12 protein-coding genes are annotated in these 13,827 nt (G+C 29.3%); 4 read left to right on the top strand and 8 right to left on the bottom strand.

Going from position 1 to position 13,827, the window contains the following annotated elements:
• Both J7M77_RS05365 and J7M77_RS05360 read left to right on the top strand, forming a co-directional pair.
• The coding region (locus J7M77_RS05365) for a PD-(D/E)XK nuclease family protein (RefSeq protein ID WP_296876781.1) at window positions 1–1,550 on the top strand (1,550 nt) is incomplete at its 5' end.
• On the top strand, window positions 1,540–5,241 hold the full coding sequence (locus tag J7M77_RS05360; protein WP_296876779.1) for a UvrD-helicase domain-containing protein: 3,702 nt from the start codon (window positions 1,540–1,542) through the stop codon (window positions 5,239–5,241). The genes J7M77_RS05365 and J7M77_RS05360, both read left to right, overlap by 11 nt.
• 27 nt (window positions 5,242–5,268) lie before the next feature.
• On the opposite strand, the gene J7M77_RS05355 is transcribed toward J7M77_RS05360, so the two are convergent.
• The gene (locus J7M77_RS05355) at window positions 5,269–6,276 is read right to left on the bottom strand and encodes a nucleoid-associated protein (RefSeq protein WP_296876775.1); all 1,008 of its coding nucleotides are present in this window, start codon (window positions 6,274–6,276) and stop codon (window positions 5,269–5,271) included.
• Window positions 6,277–6,341: 65 nt separating this feature from the next.
• Between J7M77_RS05355 and J7M77_RS05350 the strand changes: the two genes are divergently transcribed.
• Window positions 6,342–7,070 (top strand): YaaA family protein, encoded by a 729-nt coding sequence (locus J7M77_RS05350; RefSeq protein ID WP_296876773.1) that lies wholly within the window; start codon window positions 6,342–6,344, stop codon window positions 7,068–7,070.
• 7 nt (window positions 7,071–7,077) lie between these two features.
• Here J7M77_RS05350 and hisC read toward each other — a convergent pair whose 3' ends face one another.
• From hisC to J7M77_RS05330, 4 genes are read right to left on the bottom strand one after another with little or no spacing between them, the layout of a single operon-like run.
• Entirely contained in the window at window positions 7,078–8,139 is a 1,062-nt protein-coding gene (hisC, locus tag J7M77_RS05345) for a histidinol-phosphate transaminase (RefSeq protein WP_296876770.1), read from the bottom strand.
• Between the two features lie 11 nt (window positions 8,140–8,150).
• Window positions 8,151–8,936, bottom strand: coding sequence for an HAD-IIB family hydrolase (locus J7M77_RS05340; protein WP_296876767.1), 786 nt, complete (start codon window positions 8,934–8,936; stop codon window positions 8,151–8,153).
• A 12-nt stretch (window positions 8,937–8,948) separates the two neighbouring features.
• The gene (gene pfkA / locus J7M77_RS05335) at window positions 8,949–9,908 is read right to left on the bottom strand and encodes a 6-phosphofructokinase (protein ID WP_296876763.1); all 960 of its coding nucleotides are present in this window, start codon (window positions 9,906–9,908) and stop codon (window positions 8,949–8,951) included.
• A 4-nt stretch (window positions 9,909–9,912) separates the two neighbouring features.
• Window positions 9,913–10,620, bottom strand: coding sequence for a carboxylesterase (locus tag J7M77_RS05330; protein WP_296876761.1), 708 nt, complete (start codon window positions 10,618–10,620; stop codon window positions 9,913–9,915).
• 221 nt (window positions 10,621–10,841) lie between these two features.
• Between J7M77_RS05330 and J7M77_RS05325 the strand changes: the two genes are divergently transcribed.
• Window positions 10,842–11,195 (top strand): helix-turn-helix transcriptional regulator, encoded by a 354-nt coding sequence (locus J7M77_RS05325; RefSeq protein WP_296876759.1) that lies wholly within the window; start codon window positions 10,842–10,844, stop codon window positions 11,193–11,195.
• Window positions 11,196–11,252: 57 nt separating this feature from the next.
• Here the strand turns inward: J7M77_RS05325 and J7M77_RS05320 are convergent, their stop codons facing one another.
• The 3 genes from J7M77_RS05320 to gpmI all read right to left on the bottom strand — a co-directional run.
• Window positions 11,253–12,113: a zinc ribbon domain-containing protein gene (locus J7M77_RS05320; RefSeq protein ID WP_296876757.1), complete on the bottom strand. Its 861-nt coding sequence runs from the start codon at window positions 12,111–12,113 to the stop codon at window positions 11,253–11,255.
• 8 nt (window positions 12,114–12,121) lie between these two features.
• On the bottom strand, window positions 12,122–12,637 hold the full coding sequence (locus J7M77_RS05315) for a thioredoxin family protein (protein WP_296876755.1): 516 nt from the start codon (window positions 12,635–12,637) through the stop codon (window positions 12,122–12,124).
• Window positions 12,637–13,827, bottom strand: a 1,191-nt coding sequence (gene gpmI / locus J7M77_RS05310; protein WP_296876752.1) for a 2,3-bisphosphoglycerate-independent phosphoglycerate mutase, incomplete at its 5' end; no start/stop codon positions are given. The genes J7M77_RS05315 and gpmI, both read right to left, overlap by 1 nt.

The raw sequence follows: 13,827 nt of genomic DNA, 5'->3' as shown, positions 1-13,827 counted from the left end.
TTTTAAAAACAACTAAAAAACCAAATAATGATCATGTCTATTTATTAAGTTATGAGCAATGTTATAGCGGTATGTTGAATTGTCAAAAAGTTTATTTAACCGGAGTTAATGAAACAGTTGTCCCTAATCAGTTTAAAGATACGGGAATTTTATTAGACCAGGATTATTTAAATTTACAATTACCTGGTTTAAATGATCAAATTGCTTGCAATCAAAACAATATTTTAAAAGCATTAAACAACAAAAACAATAATACGATCATCTCATTTAGTAATGCAACTATTGATGGTCAGCCGCTATTACAATCAAGTTTATATATTCAGTTAGCTAAAATGTTTGATATTACTAATATTGATATCAACGCTGATTATTTACATCAGGCATTAAAGAAAAATCTTTATTTAAAAGGCAGCCAGGATATGCGTCAAAGTGACCTTAATCAAATGATTGATTATTATAAGCAAAAACATAATCAGCCACCAACATTAAATCAGCCGCTATTTTCTAATTATCTATCGGCTAGTAAACTAGAAACTTATAATGGCTGCCCTTATAAATATTATAATCAATATGGTTTAAAAATTTATCCTTTTAAACAGCCGGCTTTTCAAGCTAATGAAATTGGTTCAATCGTTCACTATGTTTTAGAAAAAGCTAAAGACCAATATTCAATGGTAAGCATTGATTCCAATCATTTAATTAACTTAATTGATCAGTGGCTTGATGAATATCTAACCAATAATAATTTAAATGAACGCTTAAATTACTATAATAACTTTTATATTCTTAAAACAATTAAACAAGATCTAGTAAATACAATCATTGTCTTAAATCAGCAACTGCAAGCATCTGATTTTAATATAATTGCCAGCGAGCTAGAAATAAAACGAAAATATCCTGATTTTAATTTTACTGGAATTGTTGATCGCGTTGATCAATGTGATAATTATCTAAAAATCATTGATTATAAATCAAGCAATAAAGATCTCGATATTTCTTTAGCGATTCAAGGTTTTAATATCCAAATGTTATTATATCTAGATACTTTGACTTCTTTAAAGAATTTAGATTTAGGGGGAATTTTATATTTCAATACTAAAAAAAGAATTCTAAGCAGCAGTTTAAAAATTACCGAGGATGAAAAAAATGATAATTTCTTTAAATTATATCGGATGAATGGTTATGTCAATGAAAAAATAATTGAACGAGTTGATCATGATATGGAACGTAACTCTAAAATTATTAAAGTTAGTTACGTTAAAAAAGATGATGCTTACAAAGGCAATGTTTTATCAACTTTTAATTTAAAACGTTTGATCGATTATATTACTAATCATATCGAAACTTTGTACCAGCAATTAAGTCAAGGAAATATCCAAATTGCCCCTAAAGGCAGCGATGATCCCGCTATTTTTACTAAAGTTAATCCTTGTACTTACTGTAATTATCGCTCAATTTGTAATTTTGATGTTTTCTATAACGAATATCAATTAGTTAATAATGAAAATCTAGAATATTTAATTAGGGAAGGAGAAGAAAATGGCAATTAATCCTTTAAACGAAGGCCAGGAAGAAGCAGTAATCACGAGAAACTGTTCTATTTTAGTTTCCGCTCCAGCCGGTTCCGGAAAAACCAAGATCTTAGTCAATCGTATCATGGCATTGATTGAAGAAGATAACTATAATGTTGATCAGCTGTTAGTATTGACTTTTACTAATGCTGCTGCTTTAGAAATGAAACAGCGTTTACAAAGTGCCTTGCAAGCTCGCCTGCAAGATGATATCGATGAAAGTTTAAAACAGCACTTATTAAAACAGCAGCAGTTACTGGCTAAAGCCTATATTACTAATTTTCATGGTTTTTGTAGTACGTTATTAAAACAATATGGTTATTTGATTGATTTAAATAGTAACTTTGAAATTTCTAGTGATCCAACTTTGATCAAACATCAAATTCTTGATCACTGTATCGCTTCATGGTGTCAAAATGATGACTTTATTGATTTTGTAGATACTTATTTCCCCGATCATTATTTTGATAAATTCAAAAATGCTCTATTTAAATTTGAAAATTTAAGTAATACGATCTATGATTTTGATCAATATATTATAGATATCAAAAACGATATCTATAATAGTATCATCGATGATCCTGATGCTAATTTAAACAACTGGCCCATTACTAAACAAATTATCAAAATTTTAAAACAGCAGGCAATCATGGGCTTAAACAAAGCCCATGAATTAGCCAATTATGCAAGCAGTCATCAATTAAGTTTCTATTATCAAAACCCATTTGATGATAATCCTAAAAAAGCTAATTTACCAAGTCCTTATGACTGTCATTTACAATATTATTTTAATGTCATTAAAGCAATTGATTCTAATGATATTGATCAAATAATCACTGCCAGCAAAGCTAAACTAAATCGCAGTTATGATAGTCGTGGTTTATTTAACGATGATAATATGCCTTATAAAGATGAATATAATCGCTTAAAAAATAATGTTATCAAGTTTTATCGTGATAAATTTAATGATCTTGTTTATGATGATATTGATGAATTTAAACAGGTTCTAGCGGTTTCTTTAAAACCATTAGAAAAAATGATTGTTTATTTAAAAGAATTTAAAATTGCCTATCAAAGCTATAAACATAACTATAATTTATTAGATTTTAATGATCTTGAAGCTAATGCCTTAAAACTGTTAGAACCGCAATATGGCATTGCCAGTTTGCTTTATCTCCAGTTAAAAGAAATCATGATCGATGAATATCAGGATACTAATCAAATTCAAGAAACTTTGATTCAAAAAATTGCTACTTTTCAAAAACCATCAATCAACTGTTTTATGGTTGGTGATATGAAACAGTCAATCTATCGTTTCCGTGAAGCTGATCCTGAAATCTTTAATCAAAAATATTTAACTTTTAATCATTTACCAGATACTAAACGAATTGATCTTAAATTCAACTATCGTTCTAATAAAATTGTTTTAGATAGCGTTAATTATATTTTTAATCAGATCATGGACAAGGATATTGGCGGTTTGGATTATTATCTTGATGACAGCGCCAAATTAAATTATGACTATTTACGAAAAGAAGGTGCTAAAGAGCTTGATGAAAAAGAGCTAGTTGAAAACAAAGCTTCTACGCGGCTTGACCAGGAAACCCGTTTTACAACTGAAGTTTTACTATCATATCAAACCAAAGCCGCTAATAGCGATGCTGAATTAGAAGCCAAAATAGTAGCTCGTAAAATCCAGGATTTAGTTGGTAAATTGCAGTTAGATAACTTTGATAAAACTACTAGATTAGCTAATTATCGTGATATCGTAATTTTAATGCGCAGTACTCGCAGTTTCATTGCCTTTAAAAAAATCTTTAATCGTTACCAGATTCCTAGTCACATAGTTTTATCACAAGGTTTTTTACAAGAACCGGAAATTATTAATATCATTCATGTTTTAAAAGCTTTTAATAATCATTTAGATGATATTGCTTTTACCAGTTTATTAACCGGTAATTATTTATATAGTAATTTTGATGAAAATTTAATTGCTGCAATTAGAAAAGATGATTCGATTTCAATGTATGATAATGTTCTAAATTATATTGAAACCAAAGATGAACAGTATCGTCGATTAGAAAAATTTATTGATTATTATCATCAGCTACGTGATTATTTTACTTATCATAGTGTTAAAGATACCATCATGAAATTTATCACTGATAATGAGTATTTGGCTTTTTTAGCATCCTTGATCAATGGTAATCAAAGAGTTGCCAACATTGAATTATTTATCGAAAAATTAGATGAAATGCATGATGAAAGCTTAAATACAATTACCAATAAGTTTACAACGATGTTAGAACATGGTATTAATGTTTCACCGGCAATGGTTTCAAGTAACGATGATAATGTAGTTTCTTTTATGACGATTCATAAATCTAAGGGTTTAGAGTTCCCAATCGTTTTTGTTTCCAATTTACAAAACAAATTTAATCTTCAGGATTCTAGAGAACAGATCATCAGTGATAAACGATTAGGAATCGCGATTAAACCGCGATTAAAACAAGATCTAGAACCGTATCATAATATCGTTATTGAATATGAAAATAAGTATCGTAAGCTAATTGCAACTTGTCAAAACAGTGAAGCGATTAATGAAGAAATGCGGATTTTCTATGTCGCTTTAACTAGAGCTAGTCAAAAATTAATTTTAACAGGATTGCTTAAAAATAGTGATGATATTGTTAAATGGCAAGATTATGTAATTAATAATGGCACGGATTTTATTTCTAATTCACGATGTAAAGATAAAGTAATCTTGTATCATAACGCCAGAAAACAAAACAGTTATCTTGACTGGTTGATGATTTCTTTAATGAGCCATGATGATATTATTAAACAAGGAATTGATCGTGAATTATTAGATAATAATCAAGAAGATGAATTAAAGGATTTAGTTAAACATAATTTTCAAACGATCATGATCCATCATAGTCCTAATTTAATTCAAGATAATACTAAGCATAGTAAATTTGCCATCAAAATATTTAGCCATGATGATATTGATCAGCAAATAATGATCAATAAAGCATTAGAAACAAACTTAGATTTAAGATCATATTATAACTATAGTGATTTTGTTTATCCTTATCCAACTGATATTGATAAAGCAATCGCCGTAACCAAAAAAATAGCTGATGGTGATCGCAGTTTTGCTGAACTTAGTTATGAAAGTGATGGTATCACCATAGAAGCCAGCAATCGTGGAACGATCATTCATAGTTTTTTAGAACATTTAAAAATTGTACCTAACTTGAATTTAGACGCTGAATTAAAGCGCATCAAAAAAACAAATTTATTTGATGAAAATGAGTGGTCAGTTATTATGGCTTACTATCAGCATTTAAAAACATTTGTCGCTAGCGATGTCTTTAAATTAATGGCTAATAGTAAATATCTTTACCAGGAAAAAGAATTTTCAATGTATGAAGATAATCAAATTATCCATGGTATCTTTGACGTTGTTTGTATTAACGATGATAAAATTACTGTTATTGATTATAAAACTGATAATTTAAGTAAACATACTAGTGAAGAAGCTTTAATTTCATTACACCAAAAACAATTAGAGTATTACAAGAAAATCTTAGCTCGCGTTTTTCCACAAAAACAAATTGAAGCTTTAGTTTATTATTTATATATTGATCGTTATGTTACATTTTAAAAGGCTTAGTTTTACCTAAGCCTTTTACTATTTAACAACAATATCCTGGATATTCTTTAAAATAATTTTAGTCTTGCCATTTTCATCAATTTGTTTTTCAATATCAATATTATCCAGATAATCCTCAACACTTAATTCAATGATACGATCATCATCTAATACTAATTTACAGCGTGACATCCGATCTAATGAAATTGGAACATTGACAATTTCATCATCTTCATCAATTCCCATATCTTTCATGATCGTTTCGACTTCTTCACTAGCATTATAATCATCACCCATGACCTTTTTAGCTAATTCTAACGGTTTTACCGGACGATGTTCCATTACTAAATCAACTAATTCTTTTTTTACCAATGGTAAAGGATCACCTTCAACGACATTATATTGACTATCGACTTTTTTTACGACTTTATTGACGATACTCATTTTTTGTTTATCAGTTAATTTAGGTTCCCCTTTAATATACTGTTCATTTAAGTAATAACCTGGTTTACCATCAATCATAAAGCGTTTTTCAATAATTGAAAGGATACTGTCTTCAATATTGATAATAATCGCTTCTTCAACTGCCGTTGTTTTATTTGGCAAAATTTGCTGATTGATAAAGCGAATACTTTGTTTACCATCAACTTCTTCGATCAAACTCATCGGCATTGTTTTATAGTTTAGTTTAATGATCAAAATATATTTTTTACCATCTATTTTTAATTCCACAAACATTAAATTAGCATTAGGCATCTCTTCAATCTTAGTACAAAGAGCAAAAAGATCCTGAGTTATTTTAATTGATTCGCTTTTAAAATCTTCATCACTTTCTAACATCTTTCTAGCTGCCTGAAGTAAATGATGCTGACTGCCAACGACTAATTCTTTGATACCCGTATTTTCAAGACATTTTTCAATTTTTTTATCGTAATATTCAGTTGTTCCTTCGATTAGATTGATAAAAGTATCGGAATAAACTACTTTACTATGTTCGAGATCTAACATATGGATCAATATTTTATCAATTATAATTGTATTATTCATTTTCATCACCATGACAAGTATATCATATTTTTGTAAAATACGATATAATAATCTGGGTGATATAAATGAAAATAATAATAGCTCCAGCTAAAGTAATGAAAAGAAAACAATTAAATATTAATCCAGCTAAATTGCTTTTTCCTGATAAAACTGAGCAGTTACATCAATATCTAAAACAATTTAGTATTGAAGAAATTCATGATCTGATGAAGATTTCTTTTAAAATGTCACAAACTGTTTATGACTATTATCACAATCAAGATCAAGCTGTAACACCGGCTTTATATTGTTATCAAGGAACCGTATTAAAACAACTAAAATTAGATAATTATGATGATAGTGATTTTAAATATCTAGAGCAGTATTTAACGATTTTATCAGCTTATTATGGTATTTTGCAATACAATACCGGTATCGTTCCTTATCGATTAGATATGACCATGAAATTAGATTTAGATCTATATCAATACTGGAAAAAAGAAGTAACTGATTATTTTAAAGATGAAGATTTTATTATTTCACTTGCTTCTAAAGAATTTATGAAGATGGTTGATCATAAGCATATCATTAATATCGATTTTGTCGAAGATCGTGCTGGTAAATTAACTCGTAATTCAATGTATGTCAAACAAGCTCGAGGTAAAATGCTGGAAATCATGATCAAAAATAAAATAACTACTTTAGATAAACTTAAAACAGTTACTTTTGATGATTATACATATAATCAGGATTTATCTAGTAATGATAATCTCGTCTTTATTCGTAGTGGTAAACAAAAATTTAAAAAATTATAACCAGATCTTAGATCTGGTTATTTAAATATGTTTTAAGAAAAGTAATTAAACGATCCATTTGTTCATCGGTACCAATACTGATTCGTAAAAACTGATCAATTCTTTCTTGATTCCAGTGGCGAACAATGATTCCAGATTGACGTAGTGCTAAAAACAGCTGTTCACCAGCAACTTGAGGATGTTTTACAAAGACAAAATTAGCATAACTGTCTAATACCACAAAACCTAACTGTTTTAATTCTTGTTTTACTCGTTCTCTAGTTTTAATAACTTTAGCGCATTTTTGTTTAGTATCCTGATCGTCTAAAATACTAGCTAAACAAACTTGCTGGGCGATATAGTCAACCGGATATGAATTAAAAGAGTTTTTTACATCATATAGATGTCTAATTGCTTCTTTACTTCCTAAAGCAATTCCTAGTCTAATTCCCGCTAACGAACGTGATTTAGAATATGTTTGAATAACTACTAAATTATCATATTTATTGATCAGTGGTACACAGCTAGTTCCGCCAAAATCAATGTAAGCTTCGTCTACGACCACAATACTATCTGGATTGTTTTTAACTACAGTTTCAATAAAATCAACACTTACTAACACTCCAGTTGGAGCATTAGGATTAGGAAAAATGATTCCGCTATTTGGCTGCATAAAATCTTGAAGATTAATCTCAAAGTTATCATTTAGTTTAACTAACTGATAATCCATTTGATATAAATTACAATATACCGGATAAAATGAATAAGTAATATCGGGAAATAAAATTGGATCTTTTCCGTTAAAGAAAGTTAAAAAAGTCAATGCTAAAACTTCATCAGAACCATTTCCTAAAAATACTTGATCTTCATCTAATTGATAATAATTAGCTAAAGCTTGTTTTAATTCTACAGCATCACTATTTGGATATAAACGCAATTTATCAATATCTATTTCTTTTAAAACTTCTTTTACTTTTTCACTAGGACCATACGGATTTTCATTCGTATTTAATTTGATCATATTAACGATCTTTGGCTGTTCTCCAGCCACATACGGTTCTACTTGTCGTAATTTTTCTTGCCAGCTCATTTAAACTCCCCCTATTCTAACATCATTTCAATTAAATCAGCTACATAAGCTACCTGACCATCGGTATTTTTAGCAATTTGTTTATCGACATGATTAAAAGTATAGCTATGATCAGCACTTTCAAACATTGTTAAATCATTAAAAGAATCACCAATAGCATAAGTTGCTACTTCTTCATTCAATAATTCTACTAGTGTTTTAATACCAGTTCCTTTAGTACAATTACCAGATGTAATATCTAAATAGAAGGTATTTAAAGTGCCATGGGCAATCGTATCATATTTTTCTTTTATATATGCCTGGATTTTTAATAAATCATTAATTTCTTGATTATCTTGATGTAAAGCAATAATATCAAATTCTTTTACTAGAGGATACTCTTTAACAAAGTCATGATCATTACTTAATGTCTTATTACCATGGTGATCATAACAATATGTGTCACCGTTATAATAAGCTAAAGTTTGTTTACCATCATAAAAATAAATCCACATATCTGAATACTTTAAACAATGGTCAATAATATCAATTCCAGTTTCTTTACTGATTACTTGTTTAAATAATTCGTTGCCTAAATGATCAATAATTTGAGCCCCGTTATTTAAAACTAGATAATCATAATTTAATTTTAAACGTTTAACTGCCTTTAATGCCTCTTCTAAATTACGTCCGGTATTAAAAGCAACTAAATGACCTTGCCCTCTTAACTTATCGATCATTACTTTATCTTGATCATTAAGCAAGCCATCAAAATCTAAGATTGTTCCATCCATATCACTAAAGAGTATCTTTTTCATCTTAACCTCCAATTATACTAAGTCTTCAAATAACTGATACAGCATTTGATTATTTTTATTTACTTCATTTAACGCTTCATCAATATTTTTAGCTACAATTTTACCATCAACTAAACAGACACACTTGCCATTTTTGCCTTGTTCAATTAATTCAATTGCTTTATTAGCCATTCTAGCAGCTAAGATGCGATCTTCAGGCACTGGTGAACCACCTCGCTGAATATGGCCTAAAACAATCGAACGGCCTGAAAAACCAGTTTCATTACTAATTCGTTTAGCTAAATTTTCAACATCAAAAATTTTCTCACTGGCGATGACGATTGCATGACGTTTATTGTAGATTGTTTCATTTTTAATTAATTCTTTGATAATATGATCTTCATCATAACCGGTCTTATTAGTCACAACTAATTCACTACCACAGGCGATTGCTGAATATAAAGCTAAACTATCAGCATTATTACCCATGACTTCAATAACAAAACAACGATGATGAGAACTTGAGGTATCTCTTAATTTATTGACCGCATCAATAATATTACATAAAGCGGTATGAAAACCAATTGTTTCATCAGTTCCATTAATATCATTATCAATTGTTCCCGGAATAGCGATACAGTTGATTCCTTTTTTAGATAAAGCTAAAGCTCCCCGATAACTGCCATCACCGCCAATAACCACTAAATTGTCGATTTGTAAAGCTCTTAAATTATTGATTGCTTTTGCTTGAATTTCATCATTTACAAATTCCGGTAATCTTGATGATTCTAAAATTGTTCCCCCACGGGCTAATATTTCCGATACATCACTGTATCCTAACTTTTTTATTTTACCTTCGACTAAGCCATGATAGCCTTCATAAACACCATAAACTTCAAAACCATGTTTTATTCCAACCCTAACAATAGCTCTAATCGCCCCATTCATTCCCGGAGCATCACCACCAGAAGTTAATACAGCTATTTTTTTCATCCTCTTATCCCTCCATTTTTTCTTTGATCCAATTTTCTAAGTAAGCTAATTGTTTTTCACTATGAAAATAATGTTCCCCATTTTCCATTATTTGTAAATCACCTTGAAATTGCTGACAAAAAGCTTTAACATCATTTAAATCAATTACATTATCTAAACTGCCACATAAGATCATTGTTTTACTTTTCCATTTTTTTACTGGATGTTTTTTTACATATTCATAGTAATCATAATATAATACTTCATCAATTGGTAAATTAATGATTTGTTTTTCTTTAAGTGTTGCTTCGTCTATATTAAACCAGCCCATCATTGTATCCAATAATTTTTTCATATCAACAACCGGTGATAAAAATAAACATTGTTTAAATATAATATCAAAGTATGCCATTAAACTAAAATATGCTCCTAAACTACAGCCAAATAAACTAATTGTCTGATAGTTTTGTAAAGCATAATTAAAGATCTTTTTTAACTCCAAAATGCATTCTTGAACAACACATAGTGTCGCTTCTTCCTGACGATCACCATGTTCTGGTAAATCAAAACTTAATACCTGATAACCTTGTTGACAAACCACTTTGGCTAACAGTTCAATAACCGGATCTTCTTTATGCGATTTGTTACCATGGATTGCAATAAAAACCTGATTACTTGGTTTTCCATATAAAATAGCCGGAATTCCTTTAATTGATATTCTTTCTTTTTCCACTATGATCACCTACTTTTGATAATGATTATAACACGTTTGTATAAGATAATAAATCTTATGTTTTTTACATGTCCACATTTCTTTTTTTCAAGTTCAAATATACGACAAAAATGTTTTAACTTACACTTATTGTGTTAATTAAGTAATTTTAAGATCTATTTTGTGTAGATTTCCATAATTTTTAAAAACTTAACCTATAATACATATTGAGGTGTATTAAAATGTCTAGATTAACAGGAGAAAGAATTGCATATTTACGCGATGAACACAATCTTGACCGTAATCAGTTAGCTAAAATAATTGGTGTAAAACCACGTACTTTAGCAGCTTATGAACAAGGAACACGTGATCCTAGTACTAAAGTATTAAGATCAATGGTTGAATATTTTAACGTTACATCCGATTACATTCTTGGCTATACTAATAAACCGCTTAACCTAGATGAAATCCGTGATCAGGAAAATACTTATATTGATTTACCTCTTACGATTCAAGTATCAGCCTATAAATACAATGTTGTTAAAGATTTTATTGAATTTATCGCAAATAAAGATGACAAAGACAAAGATGATTAAACAGAAGTTCATTAGAATTTCTGTTTTTAAATACAAAAAAGATGATTTGCATCATCTTTAAATCAGTTTATCAAGATCAATTTCACATTGATAAGTTAATTGTAAACGATAATTAGTTTCTCTTCCCAAAATACGCATTGAAATATCAGTAGTTTTTTGTTGCTTATTTACAGCTAAACCATAATTTCCCAAACGTTCTTTACTTAAATCAAGGTCTAATTCATTAAATTGTTTAGATACATCTTGATAGCAGGCAAATTCCTTTTCTCCATTTAATAAAGTAACAATATCTTTACTCAATTGATAACTTTGATCATTTACTTTCATCGCTTCATAGTTTTCAAAACCAGTGATTTCATCTTTTATTTCTAATCGATTAGCTTTTTTTAATAGATCATAAGATAAAGAAACTTTGATTTCCTCTTGATCACTTACATTAAGGATATAGGTAATATTAGTATGAACATTATTATTTTCTGTTACATAAAAATCATAATCTTTACTAATTTCAACATCACCATATTTTTTAGTTAATTCCTTTAAATCAGCTTCAACAGCTTTGATCTTTTTAACATATTCATCACTATTAGTGACCAGTTTATCAAAATTATCTAACGAACCAAAATAATAAGCCACTTTTTCTTCATCGCTTTTTTCTAACGGTCCTAAAGTAATCGCACTATCAGGTGTTTGAGGGCTTTGGCTAGTAGCGGTGTCGCTATCTAGTAAACTACCAAACATCAAAGTTGATAGAATTGGCGAAAACATTAAGATAAACGCCAATATTAAATAAAGATAATTAGGAAAAGCATTAGTTCGTTTCATAGGACGATATCCTTTTTCTAAACGAGTTCCACAATAAGGGCAAACTTTAGCACTATCGGGAATATTCTTTTTACAATGTGGACATTTTTTCATTCAATCACCTACTCATAAATATCATTCATCCAGGTCTTAAAGTCATCAATATAATCTTCTTTAGCCTGCTTTTGTTTATCTTCATCTTTAATTTGATAATACTCCTGACTTAAATAAGTATACTCATCAATTGTTTCACCATTATTAACTAATTTAAGTGTTGGCGTCCAGTTAAAATCAAGTTCTTCTTGCATATTATCATAAAAAGCGATTTCTGCTTCACTAGCATCTTCTTGTAAAGCAGCATCACGAAAAGCCTGAATGTTTAAATAATAAAGATAAATTCCTTCATTTTCTTTCAAAAAAGTAGTTAAAATCGGATAAAATTCTTGACAGTCACCACAATCAGGACGTCCAATATATAATACAAAGGGCTGATTAGCGGTTAATTTTTCTTGTAAACTATCATAATCTATTTCATGAATTCCTGATAAATCAGAATTTTTTTGAATGTGGATAGTGGATGCTTTTTGGCATCCACTAAGAGTTAAAATTAATGTAATTAATAAAATTAGTTTTTTCATTATTTAAGTAAAGATTGTCCATCCATTTCTTCAGGAATTTCTAAACCTAATAATTGAAGGATCGTAGGTGCTAAATCACCTAATTTTCCGCCTTCTTTTAATTCTAAGTGTGAATTAGTTACAATTAATGGTACTACGTTTGTAGTATGCGCTGTAAATGGATTACCTTCTTCATCTAATAGCATTTCACTATTACCATGATCAGCAGTAATCAACATTGTACCACCTAATTCAAATACTTTTTCATAAACTGCTCCAACACATTCATCAACAACACTTACAGCTTTAATTGCTGCTGGAATTACACCAGTGTGTCCAACCATATCACAGTTAGCAAAGTTTACGATAACTACATCATAAAGATCTTTATCTAATTCAGCAATTAATTTGTCTTTAACTTCATAAGCAGACATTTCTGGCTGTAAATCATAAGTAGCAACTTTAGGTGAGTTAACTAATACTCTAGTAGCTCCTTCGATTTCTTTATCCAATCCACCATCAAAGAAGAATGTTACGTGAGCATATTTTTCAGTTTCGGCAATTCTTAATTGTTTTAATCCTTTAGCTGATAAGTAATCACCTAATGTGTTAGTAAGTTTTGCTAGTGAAAAAGCAATGCTTCCATTAACACTATCAGCATATTTCATCATACATACAAATGTAATGTTTTTAGGTACGTTTTTAAATTCATAATCATAGAAACCATCATTAGTAATTACAGTTGATAATTGAATTGCTCTATCTGGTCTGAAGTTAGCAAAAATGATTGAATCTCCATCTTGAACTTGTCCATCAACATTTTTATTGTAACCTGGAACTACGAATTCATCATATACTTCTTTTTCGTATGAATCTTTTACATATTGAACTGGACATTCAAAGCTTTCACCTTCATGATTAACAATCGCATTAAATGCTAATTCAACGCGGTCAAATCTTTTATCACGGTCCATTGCATAATATCTACCAGAAATAGTAGCTACTTCACCAACACCGATTTCATCGATTTTTTCGACTAATTCCTTAACAAAATCTACCCCGCTATCAGGAGCAACGTCACGTCCATCTAAGAAAGCATGAACATAAACTTTTTCTAATCCTTCTTGTTTAGCTAATTTTAATAATGCATAAATATGTTCATTAGAAGAATGAACCCCACCATTAGATAATAATCCCCAAATATGTAATTT

It is taken from the genome of Thomasclavelia sp. (assembly GCF_017889095.1).
Taxonomy (GTDB): domain Bacteria; phylum Bacillota_I; class Bacilli_A; order Erysipelotrichales; family Coprobacillaceae; genus Thomasclavelia.
The sequence above is the reverse complement of the archived record's forward strand: the minus strand, read 5'-3'. Positions and strand labels throughout refer to the sequence as shown.